The sequence below is a fragment of the Phaeodactylibacter xiamenensis genome, from assembly GCF_000759025.1.
In the GTDB taxonomy this organism is placed as follows: Bacteria; Bacteroidota; Bacteroidia; order Chitinophagales; family Saprospiraceae; genus Phaeodactylibacter; species Phaeodactylibacter xiamenensis.
Window position 1 is genome coordinate 241,875 of record NZ_JPOS01000082.1, and the last position, 21,337, is coordinate 263,211.

16 protein-coding genes are annotated in these 21,337 nt (G+C 51.1%); 6 read left to right on the forward strand and 10 right to left on the reverse strand.

Features of this window, described 5'->3' with window-relative positions:
• Nucleotides 1–42: 42 nt before the first annotated feature.
• The 5 genes from IX84_RS31410 to arfB form a co-directional block, all read right to left on the reverse strand.
• The gene (locus IX84_RS31410; protein WP_081968896.1) at nucleotides 43–5,070 is read right to left on the reverse strand and encodes a choice-of-anchor L domain-containing protein; all 5,028 of its coding nucleotides are present in this window, start codon (nucleotides 5,068–5,070) and stop codon (nucleotides 43–45) included.
• Nucleotides 5,071–5,240: 170 nt separating this feature from the next.
• Entirely contained in the window at nucleotides 5,241–5,645 is a 405-nt protein-coding gene (locus IX84_RS22845) for a c-type cytochrome (RefSeq protein ID WP_052516323.1), read from the reverse strand.
• On the reverse strand, nucleotides 5,614–6,240 hold the full coding sequence (locus IX84_RS22850) for an SCO family protein (RefSeq protein ID WP_044226285.1): 627 nt from the start codon (nucleotides 6,238–6,240) through the stop codon (nucleotides 5,614–5,616). The genes IX84_RS22845 and IX84_RS22850 overlap by 32 nt, the downstream gene beginning before the upstream one ends.
• Before the next feature lie 6 nt (nucleotides 6,241–6,246).
• Nucleotides 6,247–7,113: a ChaN family lipoprotein gene (locus tag IX84_RS22855; protein WP_044226287.1), complete on the reverse strand. Its 867-nt coding sequence runs from the start codon at nucleotides 7,111–7,113 to the stop codon at nucleotides 6,247–6,249.
• Nucleotides 7,114–7,144: 31 nt separating this feature from the next.
• On the reverse strand, nucleotides 7,145–7,546 hold the full coding sequence (gene arfB / locus IX84_RS22860) for an alternative ribosome rescue aminoacyl-tRNA hydrolase ArfB (RefSeq protein WP_044226290.1): 402 nt from the start codon (nucleotides 7,544–7,546) through the stop codon (nucleotides 7,145–7,147).
• Between the two features lie 162 nt (nucleotides 7,547–7,708).
• Here arfB and IX84_RS22865 point away from each other — a divergent pair, with 162 nt between their 5' ends.
• From IX84_RS22865 to IX84_RS22875, 3 genes are all read left to right on the forward strand, one after another.
• The gene (locus IX84_RS22865; protein WP_044226293.1) at nucleotides 7,709–9,151 is read left to right on the forward strand and encodes a DASH family cryptochrome; all 1,443 of its coding nucleotides are present in this window, start codon (nucleotides 7,709–7,711) and stop codon (nucleotides 9,149–9,151) included.
• A gap of 21 nt (nucleotides 9,152–9,172) precedes the next feature.
• Nucleotides 9,173–9,856: a uroporphyrinogen-III synthase gene (locus IX84_RS22870; protein ID WP_152605202.1), complete on the forward strand. Its 684-nt coding sequence runs from the start codon at nucleotides 9,173–9,175 to the stop codon at nucleotides 9,854–9,856.
• Between the two features lie 67 nt (nucleotides 9,857–9,923).
• Nucleotides 9,924–10,373, forward strand: coding sequence for a hypothetical protein (locus IX84_RS22875; protein WP_044226298.1), 450 nt, complete (start codon nucleotides 9,924–9,926; stop codon nucleotides 10,371–10,373).
• Here the strand turns inward: IX84_RS22875 and rfaD are convergent, their stop codons facing one another.
• Nucleotides 10,374–11,339, reverse strand: a complete 966-nt coding sequence (gene rfaD, locus IX84_RS22880; RefSeq protein WP_044226300.1) for an ADP-glyceromanno-heptose 6-epimerase — start codon at nucleotides 11,337–11,339, stop codon at nucleotides 10,374–10,376.
• Between the two features lie 125 nt (nucleotides 11,340–11,464).
• Between rfaD and IX84_RS22885 the strand changes: the two genes are divergently transcribed.
• Nucleotides 11,465–13,342, forward strand: coding sequence for a gliding motility-associated C-terminal domain-containing protein (locus tag IX84_RS22885; protein ID WP_044226302.1), 1,878 nt, complete (start codon nucleotides 11,465–11,467; stop codon nucleotides 13,340–13,342).
• Here IX84_RS22885 and IX84_RS22890 read toward each other — a convergent pair.
• On the reverse strand, nucleotides 13,316–14,146 hold the full coding sequence (locus tag IX84_RS22890; protein ID WP_160213896.1) for an O-methyltransferase: 831 nt from the start codon (nucleotides 14,144–14,146) through the stop codon (nucleotides 13,316–13,318). The two genes, IX84_RS22885 and IX84_RS22890, sit on opposite strands and share 27 nt — an antisense overlap.
• A gap of 271 nt (nucleotides 14,147–14,417) precedes the next feature.
• Between IX84_RS22890 and IX84_RS22895 the strand changes: the two genes are divergently transcribed.
• Nucleotides 14,418–16,103, forward strand: coding sequence for a S8 family serine peptidase (locus IX84_RS22895; protein ID WP_052516325.1), 1,686 nt, complete (start codon nucleotides 14,418–14,420; stop codon nucleotides 16,101–16,103).
• Between the two features lie 80 nt (nucleotides 16,104–16,183).
• On the opposite strand, the gene IX84_RS22900 is transcribed toward IX84_RS22895, so the two are convergent.
• The 3 genes from IX84_RS22900 to IX84_RS22910 are packed head-to-tail and all read right to left on the reverse strand — an operon-like array spanning nucleotide 16,184 to nucleotide 18,590.
• Nucleotides 16,184–16,480, reverse strand: coding sequence for a DUF721 domain-containing protein (locus IX84_RS22900; protein WP_044226303.1), 297 nt, complete (start codon nucleotides 16,478–16,480; stop codon nucleotides 16,184–16,186).
• A complete protein-coding gene (recF, locus tag IX84_RS22905) occupies nucleotides 16,480–17,589 on the reverse strand; it encodes a DNA replication/repair protein RecF (RefSeq protein ID WP_044226305.1) in 1,110 nt (369 codons plus the stop codon). Before recF ends, IX84_RS22900 begins: the two co-directional genes overlap by 1 nt.
• A 26-nt stretch (nucleotides 17,590–17,615) precedes the next feature.
• On the reverse strand, nucleotides 17,616–18,590 hold the full coding sequence (locus tag IX84_RS22910) for a cation diffusion facilitator family transporter (protein ID WP_044226306.1): 975 nt from the start codon (nucleotides 18,588–18,590) through the stop codon (nucleotides 17,616–17,618).
• Between the two features lie 170 nt (nucleotides 18,591–18,760).
• Between IX84_RS22910 and IX84_RS31415 the strand changes: the two genes are divergently transcribed.
• On the forward strand, nucleotides 18,761–21,337 hold a 2,577-nt coding region (locus tag IX84_RS31415; RefSeq protein ID WP_152605203.1), incomplete at its 3' end, for a plastocyanin/azurin family copper-binding protein.

Here is a 21,337-nt window from a genome sequence, read left to right on the forward strand (position 1 = left end):
CAACGAGTCGTCTGGCGCTTTTTTGTTTATACGTAAGGTGTCCTACCGGATCAGGGTCACATCCCCCTGGAAGGCACCCAGCTCGAACCCGTTCGGGCGGGCAATCCGGATGAGGTAGAAGTAGACCTCGGTAGGTTGCTCCTTTCCATTGGCGTTGCCGTCCCATCCATCGTCCGGCGTTTCATTGTCGTAGACCAGTTGGCCCCAGCGGTTGTAGACCTTGAATTCCAGGACCTCTAGGTCCTCGATATTGGCCTGTGCCACGAAATTGAAGAAGTCGTTGGCGCCATCCCGGTTAGGGGTAAAGGTATTGGGCACAGCGACGATAATTTCCATAAAATTCCCTTGCACGGTGGCGAAATAGGAACAGCCATCTGGCGTGGTGATTTCCACCTGGAAAGTATGTACCCCGCTAGGGAAGATTTGCGTCTGAATGGTATCGAGCCCAAGCCCGCTAGCCAGTGGCGAAGCCGTAGTGGAATCCTGGTAAAGGACCGTCCATGTAAAGTTCAGCTGGCTGGGGTCGAAGGGAGAACCGTAGTTGACGCCTAAGATGATCGAGTCCCCTTCAAAGAGGTCTCCAGGTACTTCCTGAATGATCTCTGCGCCGGTCGGGAACACGCCGTCGCCTACCTCAATAAGTACAGAGTCCGTGATGGTGGTACAGCCGCCGCCGCTTTCGTAAACGAGGGTGTAGAGGGTGGAATCCTCCGGCATAACCGTGATGCTGTCCCCGGTGTAGGCAGAGCCATCGCTGCCGGTCCAGGTGAAGGTCTCCTCGCTGCTGCCGCCCACAGCCTGAGCAATGATGCTGGTAGAGCTGCCCGGGCAAATGAAGAAGTCTTCGGGCAGTATGTCCAGCAGGATGTTGCCAATGACTTCCACCGTAACGGAGCCCACAAAGTCATCGCACACCCCATTGCTTGCTGTCAGGGTGTAGGTCGCGGTCTCCGTAGGGGTGACTACCGGCTGCGGATTATTGAAATCACTGAACAGCGGGTCTGTGGAGGTCCAGGTGTAGGTGGTATTCTCATCCTCTGCGAAGTTGAGCTGCACGGATTCGCCCAGGCAGATGGTCGTATCGTTGGCCAGTTCAACTGCCGGGGCGGGCTGCACAGAAAGCTCGAATGTTTCGGTTAGCGTACCGCATTCGTTAGCGTTGATGTAAGTCAGCGTGTAAGTTCCACTCACAGTAGGGTTGAAGGAGCCGGAAGTGCTTGTGCCACCAATGAGCTGCATGCCATTAGGGTCTGTCCATTCGAAACGGTCTCCGTCTGAGAGGTTAATCGCTTCGATGGTGAAGTTAGCTTCCTCATTTTGGCACAAGTCGGTTGGTGAAAGGTCGACGCTCACAATTTCTGCAAAATCTGAAATCGTAATGGTCACTTCTTCTTCCAAAGGCGGGCAAACACCGTTCTCAGCCACCACAGTGTAGGTTGTTGTAACCTCAGGGCTGACCACCGGATTAGGCTCATTGCTACTAAAATCAGGATCGGTGGATGACGACCAGCTGTAGGTATCATTAGGTCCGAATGGTCCGCCAAGGTTTAGCTCGGCACTTTCACCAGGGCAAATGGTCTGGCTATTGCCCAAAAACGGAATTTCCACCGGCTGAATGCTGGCACTAACACTGGCATCGCAGCCATCTGCATCAATCTCAACGGTATACTGTCCGCTCGCCGGCGATGCAGTGGGATCGAAGCAATCTGTACAGCTCAGGCCACTGCCCATCCATTCGAAAGACTCATACTGGCCGGTTATTTCGAGTTGGAAATCAACGGCGTCGCCCAGGCAAACTACGGAGTCTGAGGGTGTAATCGTCGCGACCGGCACGGCCTGAACATTGATCAGAATCGAGGCCGTATCCACGCAGGCCCTGTTGGTTGTAATGCGCTCGTACAGGAGGGTATCCTGAAGCGTGAGCACCATATTCCAAAGGGTATCGGGTGTTTCTGCGCCCAGCGGGTCTACCCAGCTAAATTCGATATCCGGGAAGAAGCTGGGTTCGTAAACCGGTGAGGAAAGCGTCACAATCTCTCCCTCGCAGTACTTGTCTTTTTCCGGATCCAGCATAATCATCGTGGAAGGCAGCGAATCGACCCGGATGTAGACAGAATCGAAAACGGTACAGGCACCAACGGTAAATTCTGCGAAATACCAGTCCGTTATATCAGTGGTAACCTGAGTGGCCAGCCCGGTGGTATCGCTAATGGTCCCGTTATCCGGTGACCATATCAGGGTCTCGCCGTCTCCGGTACTCGTAATCGCTTCAAGGTCCACAACGGTGCCCAGGCATATCTCTAAAGAGTCGGGCCCCTGAATCTCCACATTAGCAGGTAAGACGGTTACCGTTACTTCTGCAGTGTCTGCGCAAGCACCATTACCACTTTCCGCAATCAGCTGATAGGTGGTTGTTGTTTCGGGGAAGGCGATCGGGTTGGAAATGGTATCATTGTCCAATCCAATATTGGGGGTCCATTGGTAGGTGGTAGTCGTCTGGTTAAGATCGATGAAGCTGGCCAGTTGAACCCCAAAGTTCTCACAAATCGTGGTATCACTTTGCACTACAGGGAAGTCGAACGGCGCTACATCAATATGGACCGTATCCTGCACCACACAACCCGCAATATCCACAGCTACAATATAATCCGTAGTAACTTGAGGAGTGGCAACGGGGTTAACAAGGGTAGAATCATTAAGCCCGGCAGCAGGTGTCCATGCCAGGTTGCTGTTGTTGGCGTTGTTGGTGGAGTTGAGCTGTACCATATCTCCCTGGCAAATAAAGAGGGAGTCTTCCGGGAAAGCTGCAATCTCCGGATCAATAATTTGAAGGAAAATAGAGTCTGTATCGACGCAAGGCCCTACAATCCCTTCGACTTGAACCCATTGGCTCATCATCGGAGATGCTGTAGGGTTGGGAGAGGTAGGCTCATCAAATACACTGACCGGGCTCCAGAAAAACGATGCTGCACCGGTTACGTTGAGTACAATTGAGCTGTCCGCACAAACCAGTACGGTATCTTGCCCTACTTCAATAGCGTCAATGCTTACATCAATTTGATCCCGAAGATCAACTACAAGCTCTGTGTAGATGACCTCTCCGCACCCGAAGTCATTGCTGAGGGTGAGTATGATGGTTTCTGTGCCCTCCGTTAGCATATCTGACAAGGTAGTCAGTGGGAAGGACAATTCGTTCTGGCCCGGCAGGAAAATCACAGAATCCGGAATTTCCAGAAGGTAGTCCAGCCCGTTTTCTGCTGTACCGCCTATGGAGACGAGGAAAGAGGTCGTGTCTTCTACCGGATCAATGAGCGAGACAATAACTTCGTCATTTTGGTTAACGCAATCCTCTACAAGATAATCAATACCAGAATTAAACTGCACGGTCAGATTCGGTGTGCCGCCTTTGAGTTCAGAAACAAACACACCGGAATCATAAGAAGAATCGCCCCGGTCAGCAATAGCAAGTTTGAGGCTGTAGGTATTACACGGCTCTACATTTATACTGGCAGTCAGGCTTTTCTTTATTCCGAGGAAATCAGAGGTCATACCATCGTACTGAATACTTTGGCCACCGAGGTTGTTACGGTAATATTCCCAATTAAGGAGATTGTTTACGCTATTGATCTGCACCGGTGTGCCATCGGGCAGGGTGGCAATATTCACAGCATTGTTCGTAAGGTTAGGGTCGCCAGTGATGCCAGGCCCGGAAACCAGAAAGGCAAAAATATCGTTGAAGGTCGTATTGACAAACTCCGGGTATTCCTCAGAGGCAAAAACATATTCAAAGGATAGTTCATCGGTAGCGACAAAGACGTCAAGCTCCACCACACAGGCGTTTTGAGAAGTAGTACCCTCACCAAAAACAGTAGAGAGGTAATCGAGGTCGGCATCACCAGGTGCACCGTTATCCGTGCCCGGGCTTCCGCCACCGCCCCCGGTATTAGGGCCAACGGCATAGTCACGGCTGCCGGAAGTCAAAAGTAAGCCTCGCTCGAGTCCGAGGTCTGTCATGTCACCCCCTTCGAAGGTTCCGTAGGATTCTTCGGGACAGTCAATATTGGTGATTTCAGCCGTTACATCGGGCGTGGAAACGAAGTTGACAATCTCTTCTTCTGTCACGCCCCCGTTAACAGTAATTGGCTGTAGCGGTTCACAGTTTTGCTGGCATTCCCACATACCTTCAAACCCTTCAAAAGTGGTGGTCCCGTCAGATATGAATTCAACAGTGAGGCAGCCGCTTGTGGCTTGCACCTGGAAGCAAACACCACCGCCCCCTTCATCATTATTTAGGAAGTCGCCATCGCCCAGCTGCGAAATGAGCGGGCTGTCGGTGCCATCGCCATCGTAAAAGGAAATCACATCAGTGATCGGAAATCCGCCTGGCTCCAGGTTGTAATAATTCATGGTGAAGAGGATACAGTCATGCGGCTGATCCGGACAAATTGTAAAGACATTATTTTCGTTATTGCCATAGTCGCCATCCGGGCCACCTGTGTCATAAAGGATGCCACTACAGGAGTTAGACCCTCCTTCGTCAATCGTAGAAGCAGGCTCCTGCTCCTCCACACAAAGCTGAAACGATCCCCAGTTTGGTGTACCTGTCGCACTGTAATCGGTAATCCGGATAAAATAAGTGACGTTGGGAGTCAGCCCCTGTACGTCGAGTTCAACTACAGAGGTGCCCAGTTCGGTGGATTCGCAGGCGATTTCAGCGAGGTTGTCAAATTCACAAACCCCTCGGTAAAGGGCGATTTGCGGGCTGCTCAAAGGATCAGACCCGCTTGGATCCGAGATTCCGGTAGCAGTAATGGTGTAATCAAAAATGGTATCGCTGGTCGTAAATGCGAACCAGACATCGTTGCCTACAACACCGCCGTTGAAGCAACTTGGTATGTTGCCAAATCCAATATCGCTGGACGTGGCGTCCACATTGGAAAAGAATACGGTATCCGGGCAGGCGGGAGCCACACCCAGGTCAATCAAGCCTGCACAATCATCATTTTCGGGCTGAGCAAAAACTATAATCGGCAGAAGGACTAAAAAAAGCAGGGTAATTTTCTTCATCATAACACGCAAGGAACTGCTAGACGGTTAAAAGACAAACCTCAAAATCTTTAAAATGCTGAAGATCAATGAGGTGTGAATCGTTTGTTTAGGAATTCAATTTTGTAAACCCTAAAGTAGCAATTCCCACGAAAATAAAAGAGTGCGCGGCTGGCAAAAACAGTTTTAGTGACTTAAGGCTTGCATTCTTCCAGTGCTGCCTTAACATCAGCATAGGGCATATAGCCGTAGTCATTGCCCCAGGAATGGTTGATGTAATTGATGATGTTAGTGACCTCAAAGTCAGTAAGTTGAGGAATGCCGGCCATTTGTTGGTTGTAGGTGGTATCGTTGACGACTACAGGCCCTTCCATACCGTAGCGGATAATACAGGCCAGCCGGTCCTGGTTTTCGGCTACATAATCAGCATTTGCAAGAGGAGGCATCACGCCTTGCAGGCCACTGCCATCATCCATATGGCAGCTCGCGCAAAAATTCTGGTACAAAATCCGCCCCTGCTTGTAGGGGTCATCCCGGCAGCTAATCCATATCAACAGGCTTAAAAGGCTAATGAGCAGTATCGGGGTTTTCCATTTCATGGAGTAAGTTTTCTATGTCTTTTTTAAAAGCCTCGACTTCATTTGGCTGTGTGCCGTTGCAGTAAGATCGGATGTAGCCACGGGGGTCTATCAGAACAAACCTGCCGCTGTGGTCAAAACCATCGGGAAGGGTAGGGTCTTCCACTACTACATTGAAGTAATCATCAGCAATAGCATACAGGCTGTCTTTGGGCCCGGTAACGAAATGCCAGCGCTGGTCTTCCACGCCAAGGTTGGTGGCGTAGTGTTTCAGCATGGCTACTGTATCCCGGGCAGGGTCAATGGTATGCGAAAGAAAAGCCAGGCGCGGTTCGTCAGCGTAAGCCTCATAAAGCCCAAGCATATTTTGGCTCATGATGGGGCATATCGTCGGACAGGAAGTAAAGAAAAAATCAGCGATATAGGCCTTGCCTTCAAAAGTAGCTGGCGTTACCAGCTGACTATCTTGATTGATAAAGGTGAAATCAGGTATGGCTTTATAGACCGTTTGCCCATCTGCATTTTCGGCTTTGCTGAGTATGGGCAACGTATCTTTCTGCTCACAACTTAATGTGACAAAAACGACGAGTAAGAAGGGCAGCAACCTTAACGGCATAGATATTTAGTAAGTTTTGGTCATCGTATCAATAACGACAATGGTGAAGTCCGCTTTGCCTGCATGCTCTTCATCAATAGCGGACAAATCGCTTTGTTCCACAGTAGTAATGGTCGTTATTTTGGCTTTAGGGGCGTAGTCGTTTTGCAGGTACCATACAATACCTTCATAATTGTCAGAATGGTAGGACCCGTTATAATGAATAAACACTCCTTTTTCCGGCAGGTTTTCACTGATAAAGTAAGCCATCGTTGCATCCTTGATTGCCTGCGCCTTTGGGAAGTTGTCAGAGCCGCCACCGTGACCGCCCATCATTTCTACCATCTTCTGATAACCAGGAAGGCTGGCATCATACTTTACAGGCAGGGGAGCGACATAGCTTTTCGCAGCCTCCTGCAAATCATCCAGGCTTTCAAAACCACCTTTGAATACCAGGCTTGCATAGCGCCGCGGGATGTTGGTGGCTGTGAAGGATAAGTTATTGGCTTTCGCGAATTCCACTAACGGCTTATAATCAGTGGCATAGTTATTCCAGACCCGGGCTTCTTCCTCAAAGGTCTTTTCCTTGATGGTTCCGGAAAGGTATTCATCGAGCAGCAACTGGTTGTCCGCTTCAAACATTTCTGCTCCGAGTGCCAGATCACCTTTTATTGTCGAATGCAGGGAAGCCGTCAGCTCATACTGCAGCCAGTGCGCGATAGGGTTGTTATGGAGCTCTCCGAAGAAAATGATGTCAGACTTTCGGCTATCCTTCAGGAGGTCTTCAAAGGTTGCCGGGTTCCCTTTTTTGTCAAAAATCCGGTAATTGGGTTTGTCCTGGGCGTATAGGTTAGCGATAGCCAGGAATGCAATCAGAAATAATCCGTAGCGCATGCGAATGTTTTTAGTCTGCCGCAAAAGTAGGTTAAATTTTAATTTTTCCCCTTAGGGCTTTCTTCTCAGATTGTTGGCGCTTTCGTTCGAGGCGCTTCTGAGGGTTGGCTTTCAGAGGCTGTGGCCCTTTTCGGCGCTTGCGGGCACGCAGGGCTTTCTTAACCAGCCGCAGCAGCTTCTTAACGGCAGCGCCCCGGTTGAGTACCTGGGATCGCCGGCTGTCCGAACTCACAGCGAGAATGCCCTCCTTGCTGATGCGGTTACTCAGAGCGCTGTGGACTTTGCGCTTTTCAGCTGGTGAAAGAGCAGAAGAGGCATCCACCTTAAAACGGGCTTCAACCTTCGTCTCCGTTTTATTGACGTGCTGCCCACCGCTGCCGGAGCTTCGGGAGGTTAAAAAATTCAGTTCCTTTTCTATTTGTTGCTGGTCCATTGCAGAATGCGGTTCTGTTCTCTTTCTATGCTTGCAACGAAAGGGCAGGCAGATTGGTTCATCCGGATAGATGACGATCAAAATGACCAAAATCTCACAACCATTATTTAGCTCTTGTGTTGGGTTTCAAAGATTTTTGAAACAATTAACCTCCAACGGCCTATGTACACAAAAAGGGGCATTGTATGGTTCCGGCAAGACTTGAGGCTACACGATAATGAAGCGCTTCATGATGCCATTAACTCTCTGGATGAAGTTATTCCTGTCTATGTATTCGACGAACGCACTTTTCTCGGCAAAACAGATCATTTCGGTTTCCCAAAAACCGGGAAATTCCGGGCGCAGTTTATCATTGAAAGCGTACAACATCTTCGGGATGCCCTTCAGGCGATTGGCAGCAACCTGATTGTAAGAGTGGGCAAGCCGGAAGATGAAATTTTTGAACTCGCCCAAAAAATCAAGACCAACTGGGTGTTTTGTAACCGGGAGCGCACGCCGGATGAAGTCTATGTTCAGGACACCCTCGAACAAAAACTATGGACGATCGGTCAGGAAATTCGTTTCTCAAGAGGCAAAATGCTCTATTACACCGCAGACCTGCCATTCCCGATTACCCATACACCCGATAGCTTTTCTCAGTTCAGAAAGGAGGTGGAGCGCTATGTGCCCATACGTGAACCACTGCCTGCCCCGGAAGAGATGGCGCCTATTATGGTCAAGCTCGAAGAAGGTGAAATTCCTGCCCTTGAAGACCTCGGGCATGTCTCCTTTGTTTCGAATGACCGGGAGGGTTTCGTTTGGAAAGGCGGAGAAGAAGCAGGGCTTGAGTACCTTCATCGGTATATTTGGGAACAGGAAACCGTTCAGGAGTACGCGCACACTCATTGCGGCGTAAGCAAAGCAGGCCATTCTTCCCGTTTCTCAGCATGGCTGGCTCAGGGATGCCTTTCTCCCAAAATGGTTTACCACCACCTTAGGGCTTATGAGCAGCAGCGGGGAGCATCGGAGTCTGTACAAAGCTTGTTTCATAGCTTGCTCATGCGTGACTTCCTTCGTTTAATGGTGAAGAAGCATGGGTTCAAAGTATTTGAAAAGAAAGGGATTAGTGAAATGGCAGACCCACGCTGGCGTGATGATGAGCGGCTGTTGCAACGCTGGATAGACGGAGCAACCGGAGTGCCTTTTATCGATGCAAATATGGTAGAGATTGCCACGACAGGCTACATGTCCAACCGGGGCCGTAAAAACGTATCGAGCTTTCTGGTCAAAGACCTGATGGTCAACTGGCAAATGGGAGCGGAATATTTTGAGTCTGTCCTTATTGATTATGATGTGACCAGCAACTGGATGAACTGGAACTATGCCGCAGGTATCAGCGCTGATCCAAGAGAGGATAAACACTACAATATCATCTCTCAGGCCATGAAATATGACCCAAAGGGAGAATACGTCAAAAAGTGGCTGCCCCAACTGGCAGGTGTCCCTTCAGAAATGATACATCAGCCCGATTTGCTTTCTTCGGATGAGCAGGATCAACTCCATTTACAAATTGGGGCAGACTATCCCATTGCAGTCATTTCAACGGACCGTTGGCGCGTTCGCTGATCATTGGCTATTTTTGCGGGCATGAAGCTACAACGCAGATCCGCCTACATCTCCCGTAACCTTCAGGCTCAGAGTGCTTTTCGGCTCATTCTGGAGGCACATGGTGTAGGGGTGGAAGGACAGTCTTTGATCCACTTTAAACCAGTACCTTTCGGCGTGGTGCCGGATGCAGACTGGGTGTTCTTCTACAGCCCGCGTGCGGTCCGATTTTTCCTGGGCAATTTGCCCCACCCTTTGTCTCCGGAGGTGCGTTTGGGCAGTATTGGCCCCTCCACCGCTCAGGCAATTACAGATATGGGCTATCAAGTAGCTTTTACAGGTACTGGCGAGCCTGAAACCACGGCTGATGCCTTTGCGGAGGTGGCAAATGGGCAACGGGTCCTTTTTCCTCAGGCGCGCCATTCCAGGCAATCCGTACAAAAAAAGCTGGGCTCCATCATTAAGAGTACAGGCATCATCGTTTATGATAACCGGCCAGCTGCGGACTTTCCGCTTCGTTGCCCGGAAGTGCTCGTTTTTACCAGCCCCCTCAATGCAAAAGCTTATCTGAGCCGGTATGAAATACTGCCAGGGCAACAACTCGTCGCAATCGGCAACCCAACGGCATCAGCCTGCCGCAGCTTCGGGAAGGAACCTGTAATGGCTTCCGCACCTAATGAGGAGGCACTTGCACAGGCGGTACTGCATTGCCTGGCAGACAAGTAAAATAACATCCCTTGAGCAAAATGAGAATTTGGCTACCTTCGTTCTCCTTTTAAATCAGATGTAGCTTATGAACCGATTCTTACTTCTTGTCCTGTTGGCAATAGGCAGTATTTCCTGCGGCACCGATCAATCTGCCGATACTTCAACGGGAAAAGAGGGTCAGGCGCGGCCCTATCAGGAGTTTGCGGCGTTTTACGATCGCTTTCACCAGGATTCTGCTTTTCAGATGGAGCGCATTCTCTTCCCTTTGCCCGGTTTGCCCAGAGAAGCCGATAGCGCCCTGATTGCTTCGGGTCTATACCGCTGGACACCGGATACCTGGACACTGCAACACCCCCTGAACCTGGAAAGCTCCAACTTCAAGCGGGAGCTGATCCCGGTAAGCAAAGACCTGATCATCGAAAAACTGGTACAACCGGAGTACAATCTTCAGATTGAGCGGCGTTTCTCCCGGCTGGAGGATGGTTGGTACCTTATTTATTATGCAGGGCTCAATAACATCCCCAGGCCCAGATAATCAGTAAATTTTTTCTTCCGATAAGTATTCCCTGAGATAGTCCTCAATACCTGCTTCAAGGGTGTGGAAATCATCCTTGTAGCCTGCCTGCCGAAGCTTTGCCATGTTGGCTTCGGTGAAGTACTGGTAAGTGTCCCGAATATCCTCGGGTGTATCAATGAAGCTGATTTTAGGCTCCAGGCCCAGTGTCTTGAAAGTGTTGACGGCTAAGTCCCAGAACGACCGGGCTTGTCCGGTGCCCAGGTTGTATAGGCCGCTTTCCGGCTTGCGGTCGTAGAGCCAGTACATGACCTTTAGCACATCCTTTACGTAAACAAAGTCCCGCTTTTGTTGCCCGTCTTCGTAGTCAGCCCGGTGCGAACGGAACAGCTTCATCTGCCCGGTAGACTTGATTTGGCGGCTGGTGTGGAAAATGACGGAGGCCATTCTGCCTTTGTGGTATTCATTGGGGCCATAGACGTTGAAGAATTTCAGCCCGTACCAGTGTGGAGGCTGTACCTCTTGCTGCAAGGCCCATTTGTCAAATTCATTCTTGGAATCACCATAAGGGTTGAGTGGCTTGAGGCTGTTGACCACGTCGTGGCGATCATCGTAGCCTTGTTCCCCCAGCCCGTAAGTGGCAGCACTTGAGGCATAGATGAATGGGATTTGGTGCTGTGCACACAGCTCCCAGAGAGTCTTGGTATAGTCCAGGTTGAGTTCCTGAAAAATGTCCCAATTCTGCTCGGTCGTGTCCGTACGGGCGCCGATGTGGAAAATGGCATCCACAAAATAGTACTTCTCCCAGAGCCAGCCCGGAAAGTCATTGCGGTGGATTTTTTCGGCCCATGTCTTCCCTTCAAGGTTCCGGTTTTTATCTGCCCGGCTGAAATCATCCACCAAAACCAGGTCGTTGTAGCCGAGGTCGTTGAGATGGCGCGCCAGGCAACTACCGATAAAGCCCGCTGCGCCGGTTATTACGATCATAATCCTTTCATTTTGGGCGAATATAGAGATATTTTCCGTCGCGTGCCCGCCGTTCTCTGGTTTGAGAATGGCTAATTTTTAATCAAATGCGTTATCTTCAGTCACTGAAATTAAAATCGAAACCTATGAGCGCCCGCCGCCAATTGCTGTTGTACTTAATGATGTTGAGCTGCATATTTCGGCTCAGTGCCCAGGATACCTGCGAGGGCAACTTTGGCGAGAATATTTTTCAGGCCGGCGACTTCGGTAGTGGAACGGCTAACTTCCTGCCCGTTGATCCTGGCATTGCTCCCGGTTATCTGTACTCCACTTCCCCCCCTCCCAATGATGGCTTTTACACCATCACCAATAACACGGCGCTCTGGAGCGGGCTTTGGGGCACCTGGCTGGGTATTACGGACAACAGCGCCGACCCCAACGGCTACATGATGGTGGTCAATGCGAGCTTTGACGAAGGCGTATTCTACGAACAAGAAGTGGACGGGCTCTGCGAAAATACGTTGTATGAATTTTCTGCAGATGTTATCAATTTGATCCGGTCGTCCGTTACGGACCACATCCGGCCGAATGTGTCATTCCTAATTGACGGTGAGGTTCGGTACACCACAGGTGCACTGCCCCAAAACGAAACCTGGGAGACCTACGGCTTTACTTTTACTACCGAGCCCGGACAGACCGCCGTCACGCTCACCCTTCGGAATAATGCGCCTGGCGGTATCGGCAACGACCTTGCGCTGGATAATATCGCATTTCGCCCCTGCGGTCCTGAAGCTTTTATCCTTCCGGAAGAAATTGAAAACATCTGTGAAGATGGCAGCCCTATTCCTCTAAATGCAACCGTAGCCGGCGATCAATACGATAACCCGGCTGTCAAATGGCAAATCAGCTACGATGAGGGCCAAACCTGGGAGGACGTGCCCGGTGGCAATACGGAGACCATCATGCATACGGAGTTGTCAGGCGGCTATTACTATTATCGTTTTTTGGTGGCCAACTCTCCCGGCAATCTGGAAAACTCCAGATGCAGAATCATTTCCAATATTAAAGTGGTGTATGTACAGCCCAAGTTTTTTACTATCTCGGATACCCTTTGCCAGGGCGGGGCTTATACCTTCAGCCAGGAAATGCTCACCGAAACGGGGACCTATACAGACTCCCTGCAGTCCTCGATTGGTTGTGACAGCATCGTGACCCTAAATTTGGAAATGGTACCTGACCCTCTGATTACCGCAACGATTATCGGGGACACGACCTCCTGTACTGATACGGATGATGGTATGGTTACTGTAGCTGGAGTGGAAAATGCTTTTTTCCCGGTGTCCATTGAACTGATTGGACAAGGCTCAATACCCGGGCCGGATGGCAGCTTTTCGGGACTATCCCCCGGCGAATTCCGAGTGCGCATTACAGACCGCTTTGGGTGCACTTTGGAAGATACCGTTGCTGTTCTCAGCCCTTTACCGCTGGTGGTAGACTTGTTCGGTCCGCAAAGTGTAGACCTGGGAGAAGCTGCTGCTGTGGAGGCTCAGGTCAATCAGTCTGTAGACAATGCATTATGGAGCCTTCCTATTGACTATGATTGCCAGGATGCGGACTGCCGTACCATTCAATTCTTTCCTTTGAATGGTATGACGGTCCTGTATGAAGTCATGCAGGCAGGTGGCTGCTCTGCTTCCGACTCCATAGTCATAGCCTTCGAAGACGTGCGCAGGGTCTATCTGCCTACGGCATTTTCCCCCAATAATGACGGCCGCAATGATACCTTCCGGCCATTTATCAGCGTACCTAACGTACAATCTGTTGCCAGCTTGCAGATTTTTGACCGGTGGGGCGGGCTGGTTTATGAAAAGCAGGATTATCTGCCTCAGACTTCCCGCGATGGCTGGGATGGTACCAAAAATGGAAAACCCATGCCTACAGGGCAGTATACTTATGTGGCAAGAGTCGTGTTTTTAGATGGCTTAGTCAAGGAATACTCAGGCAGTGTGCGTCTGATCAGATGACGGGAAGAAGCCCATACGCCAGGGTTTGTACTTAGCCTTTATCAGAGGGAGGCTGGATTTAACCTTGATTTCAGGCCGAAAGAACAAAAGCCCGAAATGAAATAAGTCCACTGAAAGGCGGACCCTTTCGTGCTTTTGTAATATTTGCCAGGCTGATTCCATCCCATCGGACCAGTGGATGTCAGCCAGGACGACCACGCTATGCTCATGCAGATAAGGCAGGCAGGTTTCAAAGTAGGCTAAACTTGCCCCTTTCCGGTGGTCCCCATCGATGAAAAGATAGTCCAGGCTTTCCAGCTGTTGCAAAGCCTGGGGGAGTTGCTGCTCAAATATCCCGACCAAAAGGGTAACATTTCGGACATCCAGCTTGGCCAGATTTTGGCGGGCCAGGGCGGCGGTTTGTGGGCATCCTTCTATACTGATCATCTCAGCATTGCGGGCTGCCAGTGATTGATAGGCTGCGGATAAACCGAGAGAAGTGCCCAGTTCAAGCATTTTTTGAGGCTTCATGAACTGCACCAGCCGGAATAACAGGGCACCGGAGCCCGGGCTGATGGCACTGTAGCGTGCAAGGCTTCTGACCTGCCGCACAGAACCGGAACTCACCAAAGAGCCTGCACCATGATCCTGGATTTGGACCGAATCCTGATTCTTCAACAGCCCGCGGCGCAGCAATTCAATGTCCTGGAAAGCATAGAAGCGCCGATTGTCTTCCAGGACATGCTCCGCCAGCTCATAGGCAAATGGCGCATGCACATCGTAACGGGTACGCGCGCTGAGAAAATACTGCAGATATCGCAGCACTAACCGGAAATACAGTTTTATCCACTTCATACAGCGGCGGAAAATACTGCTTTTTGGTTAAAGCCAGGTTAAAACCCCAAAAATCAGATCCCCAATTCACCCATTTTGGGGTTTAGCCCGTTTAGAAAATGAGAAATTCACCAGAAATCCTACCTTTGCAGAATTATTGGCTGACCGCTAAAATGGCAATTTTTTACCCTGTTTTGCAGGTGAACAATGCTACTTTTGCAAGTACAAGCTGATTGATTAAAATTATTAAACAAGCGAATAGATGTTGAACAAGAAATGGATCGGGCTCTACCTGTTTTTGATGGGTGCGGTAGCCCTTACAGCGCAGGACAAAGCGCCGGAAAACTGGTTTAACCTGGACCCATCCGAAGGAGTGCCGGGCGTAAGCACAGAAAAAGCCTATCAGGAATTGCTCAAAGGCAAAAAAGGACAGGAAGTCGTTGTGGCCGTCATTGATTCCGGTGTGGACTACGAGCACGAAGACCTCGATGATGTGATGTGGGTTAATGTCGATGAGATTCCCGGCAATGGAAAAGATGATGATAACAACGGATACGTAGACGATATCCACGGCTGGAATTTCCTGGGCAACAAAAGCGGCGAAAACATTGAGCACGATAACCTGGAAGTAACCCGTCTGTACAAAAAATATGGAGAGATGTTTGAGGGCAAAGACCCCGAAGACCTCTCCAAAAAGGAAAAAGCCCTCTTTGCCAAGTATGAGGAGTACAAGAAAGTTGTAGAGGACAAGCAGAAGAGCCTGGAAGAGAATGCCGGGACTTACGCTGCGATCGCTGAAGCCCTGGATAAGCTCGAAAAGGAAGTTGGCAAGAAAGAAATTTCCGCCGAAGACCTGGATGGGCTGGACACTTCTGATCCAATGGTGGGCTATGCGGTGCAAATCGCCAAATCGCTCATGGCGAAGGGACAGACTTTTGAGGAAATCAAAAAAGATCTGAACGGTTATGCTGAATACCTGCAGGGACAGTACGAATACCACTACAACCCGGACTTCAATCCCCGCCCGTTAATCGCCGATAACTATGAGGATCCTTATGACCGTGATTATGGCAACGGTGATGTCCGTGGCCCGGATGCACTTCACGGTACGCACGTAGCCGGCATTATCGCTGCAGAGCGTGATAATGACCTGGGTATGAAGGGCGTAGCCAATAACGTCAAGATCATGTCTATCCGTACTGTACCTGACGGAGATGAGCGCGATAAAGACGTGGCAGCAGCTATCGTTTATGCGGTTGACAATGGTGCCTCCGTCATCAACATGAGCTTTGGCAAGGGCGCTTCTCCACGTAAGGACGTCGTAGACGAGGCGGTACGCTATGCCCTCAAGAACGATGTGCTCCTCGTTCATGCAGCCGGCAATGATGGTAAGGAAGTGACCAACGAAAATAACTTCCCAACAGACCGTTTTGAGAAGCGTGGCTTCCTGAACCTTTTCGGTTCAAAGTACGCCGATAACTGGATCGAAGTGGGTGCCCTCAACTGGAAAACGGGAGAAGTCCTCGCCGCTCCATTCTCCAACTACAGCCCTGAGTATGTGGATCTTTTCGCACCGGGTATGTCCATCTATTCCACTACGCCGGATAACGGCTACGAGGACCTGCAAGGTACAAGTATGGCGGCTCCGGTAGTGGCAGGTGTTGCGGCAATGCTCCGTTCCTACTATCCGGACCTGACCGCAGAACAGGTGAAAAGTATCCTGATGCAGTCAGCGGTGAAGGACCGTACGAAGGTGAAGAAGCCGGGCTCCAAAGAAGATATGGTTTCCTTCTCCACCCTTAGCGTAACCGGCGGTATCGTCAATGCCTACGAAGCAGTGAAGCTGGCCGAACAGACTAAAGGCAAAAAGAAAGGGGTGAGCCGTAATAATAGCGGTGCTTCGAATGCCAAGAAAGACAAAGAGGATAGCAACTCCGTACGCCCGTAAGGCTCGGGTTTAAATCCTAAATCAAAACCGCCCGGTGAAACTTAATTTACCGGGCGGTTTTGTATTGGTGGCAGTAATGATCAGCGGATAATGACTTCCTGAATCGCTTCCTCGCCCAACTGCTCATTCAGCAGCCGCTTGATTTTTTCTTTTCCATACGACAGCTCTTGCCGAAGCGGTGCCGAATCAATAATAATGAACAGCTTGCCCTGGTAGAGTTTGATGTCTCTCGTGTAGTTAGCAATAGAGGGCCCCATCATTTCTTCCCACTGATGCCTTATGCGGCTCTGGTTGAGCTTGCCCTTGAGCTTGTAGTGCTCAAGCATTGCTTTGAGGGCTTCCTTTAAAGTCGTCTGATTGTTGCCACGGTTGTCCATCAGGGAGTTATTTGGTTAACGGTCCCATCCTGAATTTCATAGACCAGGAAGTGCTGCCCCGTTTGTTGAATAATACCTGCGAGCCGGTCCTGCTCTGTGTCCGTAATAAAGACCTGCCCGAAGGTTTGCGATTGCAGCAGGTGGAGCAAATGCTGTACCCGTTGCCGGTCCAATTTATCGAAAATATCATCCAGTAGAAGAATAGGGAAGGTTTTTTTCTTATGCGCCAGTATTTGGTATTGCGCCAGCTTGACAGAGAGGACAAAGGATTTTAGCTGCCCCTGTGAGGCAAACCGCTTAAGCGGATAACCTGAAATGGTGAACACCAGGTCATCACGGTGAGGGCCTACAGTGGTGCGTTGCAGCAGGCGGTCTTTTTCGGCAGCTTCATTCAGCAGCGCCTCAAAGGAAGTATCAGACAGTTTTGAGCGATAAGTACAGTCTACTGTTTCTGCTGCGCCGGATATCTGAGTGTATGCTTCCTGGAGAATAGGGCGGAACTGTTCCATGAATCCGGCCCTGGTTTCATGTAGCAACCTGGCGGGCTCCAGCATTTGCATGTTGTACACCTCTATCATCGCTGCATTGTAGGTTCGGCTTTCGCCAAATTGCTTGAGCAGGGCATTGCGCTGCTGAAGGAGCTTATTGTACAGGATGAGTTGGCCCAGGTAGCCCTGATCAATTTGCGAAAGCGTATTGTCGAGGAAACTCCGTCGTGCCTCGCTGCCTTCACTGACCAGGTATGTATCATCAGGGGCGATCATGACTACCGGTAGCAGGCCCACGTGCTCTGAGAGGCGGGGGTAGGGGATGCGGTTGCGTTCGAGCTCTTTTTTCTTGCGGGGGATGACTTTCGCTACTATGTGCTCCCGTGAGCCATTGACCTCGAACTGCCCTTCCAGGCGAAAAAAATCGCTATCGTGATTAGCAATGAGGTTATCAGGCGCATTGAAATAACTCTTGCCCATGCAGAGATAATAAATGGCATCAAGCAGATTGGTTTTGCCCATACCGTTCGCGCCAATAAAGCAAACCAAAGGGGCATCACAAGTCACAGACTGGAAATCGTAGTTCTTAAATTGCGTCAGCTTGAAAGAGGTCAGTCGCAAGGGCAGATTTTTGCTGCAAAGATAATTTAAATTCGGTGCTTTTGGTTCTCCTTGATGTTATCCAGGGTCCAGTCGAGCCGCTCTTCCTGAGGAGCCTTCCGTTCCGGGCAGTCTCTGACAGGGCATAACCGGCAATTTTCAGGAGGGTCGCAGGGGTCGATGTGGACAAAAAGCTCCACCGGGCGCTCCGTATGCGCCATCATCAGTCGCTCAAAGGCTTTAACTTCCTGGAAGTTCTGCCGGGTGGTAAAGTACCAGGGCAGCGTCATATGGCAGTCGATATGGAGGGTAGCTCCGTATTTGATCACTCGGAAGTTATGCACATCAATCCACTGCCGGCGGCGTTCGGCCTGCAGAGCCTGTACCATCTCCCGGATCAGGTGATCGTCAGCCTCGTCCATAATACCCGCTATGGAGGTACGCACAAGTTTGAAGCCCGTAAAGAGTATGACTCCTCCAAAGAAAATAGCTATTATGTTGTCCAGCAAGGGCAGGTCTGTCAGTATAACTAACCCCAGCCCAACTACCAACCCTACTGAGGAATAGGCGTCTGATTTGAGGTGTGCCCCGCTTGCGGTGAGGATAAGGGAGTGCTGTTTGCGCCCTAGTCGTTGCAGATAATAGCCCAGGCCAAAGTTAATCGCCCCGGCAACAGCAGTCAGGATCAAACCCAGGTCCAGTTGCCCAATTGGTTGTGGATAAACCAGGTTGTACCCGGCTTTGCCCATGATGCTTAGCCCGGCAAACAGGATTAGGGCGCCCTCAAAGCCGGCAGAGATGAATTCAATTTTTCCGTGCCCGTAAGGATGGTTCTCGTCCCGTGGCATGGCGGAAAGCCAGATACTGTATAACCCAAAACTGGCGGCTACCACATTAATGATACTCTCCAGTGCATCGGTTAAAATCGCATTGGAGTTGGTGATCCACCAGGCGAGGAATTTGAGCGCCATCAGGCCTATGCCAACAAATAACGCTATGCGCTGAGCAGTGGGGTTTTGCATTTTTAGTAGGTTCTTCAGGCTTTTGCACGAGGTTTGCTAATAGGAACATTCCCGGGCGTCTTCCCGTTCAGTGGGCATTTTTTCCCGTTCAGGGTAGTCGGGCACGCAAATGTACCTGATTTCAATTAGGTTAGAGCCTAAATCGGAACTATAATCCAGATACATTAAACATGAATGCACAGATCACCCTACTCCTATTCTTAATTACTACCTCAATCGGCTTTGCGCAAAATTGCATGGCCGACTTCACCTTTGGCCCTACCGACTTAACGATTGATTTTATTGATCAGTCTTCTGCTCCAAATGGGGATCCAATTATAGCCTGGGACTGGGACTTTGGCGATGGCTCAGGCTCCACCCAGCAAAACCCTACTCACTCTTTCCCGGACCCCGATAATTACGATGTTTGCCTGACGATACAGACGGCCAACGGCTGTACCGATCAGTTGTGTATTGAAATTGAAACCTGTGTACTCCAGCTATCCGTAAGCGTAGGTGATTGCAATGCAAATAATGAAATACCGCTTACCATCAACGTATCTGATCCCTATGATGCAGCAAGGGATATCAATATTTCTGTCGATGGTGTACTGCTGCCCGGAAGCCCTTTTGATATTGATGATAATGCGCCTGTTACCGTGAATGCTTCGGTTGCGGGAGACGGGCTTACCCACGTAGTAACCGTTCAATCCGAAGACGTAGGCACCTGTACTGCTACTTATGAGTTTTCGGTGCCAGATTGCACTTCTGACTGCTTTTTGTCGAGTATGAGTGCCAATATTACCGGTGGGACAACTCATATCGTTGATGTAGGTGATAATTTCTTTGCACCTCAAAACGTCACTATCGCAATTGGCGATATTGTCCGGTTTGAATGGGTCGGTGACGGGCACTCTACGACTTCAGATGCAACAACTGGTCCGGACAGCTGGAATTCCGGTGTAATTGGATTTGGGTCAACCTATGATGTGAATATTACAAACCCTGGTGTGCACGGTTACTACTGCCTGCCCCACGGTGGGCCCAACGGGCAAGGGATGGCAGGAACAATTATTGGCAATTGTCCGCCCGGTGGACAGTTTACGGTCTCCGTTGGATTTAGCACCTCTGTCGCAGACCCCCAGGGATATCAACTTTTAGTCGACGGAGTGCCAGCAGCCGGCAGCCCGTTTACTTATTCAGGTACCGGTGCCCAGTCTCAAACAATCAGCCTCCCGGGCGATGGGGTACAGCATGTGGTGGAAATACAGGATGTCGCGGATCCTTCCTGTACCATTTCCCGGAATTTCCTTGCACCAAACTGTGGAGCAGCGCCGGCATGTTCTCTATCGGTCACTGCACAGCAGAACGGCGGGTGCACTACAGGCAACCAGATACCTTACGAACTCACCGTCAATGCGATCAATCCTGGTGCTAATGGCTTTGAGGCGCTGATAGATGGCGTTGCTGCGCCGAATGGGCCTTTTACCTATGGTACTGGTGGAATCACAACATTAATCGTAGATGTTCCTGGCGATGGAGCCAGTCATACAATTGTGGTTCAGGATGTTGCTGACTCAGCATGTTCAGGAAGCACAAGTGTGACGACGACCGACTGCACCATCCCTTGCGCTATAACCAACCTAATGGCCAGCACCGGCGGCAGCGCTGTGCACACGGTCAACGTGGAAGACTTTGCCTTCAGCCCGCAGAGCATCACTATTGCTGCGGGGGACATCGTGGAATGGGTGTGGACTGGCTCGGTGGCCCACACCGCAACATCAGATGCCACCTCCGGACCCGACAGCTGGGACAGCGGGCTGCTTGGGCAGGGCGCCGTGTACCAGTCGCCGGCACTTAGCGCCGGTGTGCACCCTTACTACTGCATCCCACACGGCGGCCCCGGCGGTCAGGGCATGGCGGGGACCATCACGGTGCAGGCGGACTGCACGAACGGTCAGGTGCAGGCGAACCTGAGCTTCAGTGCCAGCGGCACGGGCGTGGACGGCTACGAAGTGCTGGTGGACGGGGCCCTGTCGGGTACCTTCGCCTACGATGGCAGCGGCCAGAACAGTACCTCGGTGCCGGTCCCCGGCGACGGCGGCACGCATACGATAACGGTGCGGGATGCTGCGGACAACAGCTGCAGCGCCTCCACCACATTGACCACGCCGGACTGCAACGCGCCAACCTGCCAGCTGAGCCTCTCGGCGGAAGAGACGGGCGGTTGTTCGGGCGGCAATGTGACAGCCACCCTGAGCGTATCAGACGCAGGGGGCAGCGCCCTGGGCTTTGAGGTGCAGGTAGACGGCGCCAGCGCAGGCACGTTCAGCTACAGCGGGAGTGGCACAACTACAGTACAAATACCAATAGCCGGCGACGGGCAGCCGCACGATATCCAGATTACGGATTTGGAAGACGGCGCCTGCGTGGCCACCGCCAGCCTGACGACGACCGACTGCACCATCCCCTGCGCTATAACCAACCTAATGGCCAGCACCGGCGGCAGCGCTGTGCACACGGTCAACGTGGAAGACTTTGCCTTCAGCCCGCAGAGCATCACGATTGCTGCGGGGGACATCGTGGAATGGGTGTGGACCGGCTCGGTGGCCCATACAGCGACCTCAGATGCCACGTCCGGCCCGGACAGCTGGGACAGCGGGCTGCTTGGGCAGGGCGCCGTGTACCAGTCGCCGGCACTGAGCGCCGGTGTGCATCCGTATTACTGTATCCCACACGGCGGCCCCGGCGGGCAGGGCATGGCGGGG

Bases quoted from the DNA above. Each gene is read 5' to 3' on its own strand.
- IX84_RS31410 (WP_081968896.1), bottom strand. From the start codon at position 5,070: ATGATGAAGAAAATTACCCTGCTTTTTTTAGTCCTTCTGCCGATTATA.
- IX84_RS22845 (WP_052516323.1), bottom strand. From the start codon at position 5,645: ATGAAATGGAAAACCCCGATACTGCTCATTAGCCTTTTAAGCCTGTTG.
- IX84_RS22850 (WP_044226285.1), bottom strand. From the start codon at position 6,240: ATGCCGTTAAGGTTGCTGCCCTTCTTACTCGTCGTTTTTGTCACATTA.
- IX84_RS22855 (WP_044226287.1), bottom strand. From the start codon at position 7,113: ATGCGCTACGGATTATTTCTGATTGCATTCCTGGCTATCGCTAACCTA.
- arfB (WP_044226290.1), bottom strand. From the start codon at position 7,546: ATGGACCAGCAACAAATAGAAAAGGAACTGAATTTTTTAACCTCCCGA.
- IX84_RS22865 (WP_044226293.1), top strand. From the start codon at position 7,709: ATGTACACAAAAAGGGGCATTGTATGGTTCCGGCAAGACTTGAGGCTA.
- IX84_RS22870 (WP_152605202.1), top strand. From the start codon at position 9,173: ATGAAGCTACAACGCAGATCCGCCTACATCTCCCGTAACCTTCAGGCT.
- IX84_RS22875 (WP_044226298.1), top strand. From the start codon at position 9,924: ATGAACCGATTCTTACTTCTTGTCCTGTTGGCAATAGGCAGTATTTCC.
- rfaD (WP_044226300.1), bottom strand. From the start codon at position 11,339: ATGATCGTAATAACCGGCGCAGCGGGCTTTATCGGTAGTTGCCTGGCG.
- IX84_RS22885 (WP_044226302.1), top strand. From the start codon at position 11,465: ATGAGCGCCCGCCGCCAATTGCTGTTGTACTTAATGATGTTGAGCTGC.
- IX84_RS22895 (WP_052516325.1), top strand. From the start codon at position 14,418: ATGTTGAACAAGAAATGGATCGGGCTCTACCTGTTTTTGATGGGTGCG.
- IX84_RS22900 (WP_044226303.1), bottom strand. From the start codon at position 16,480: ATGGACAACCGTGGCAACAATCAGACGACTTTAAAGGAAGCCCTCAAA.
- IX84_RS22910 (WP_044226306.1), bottom strand. From the start codon at position 18,590: ATGCAAAACCCCACTGCTCAGCGCATAGCGTTATTTGTTGGCATAGGC.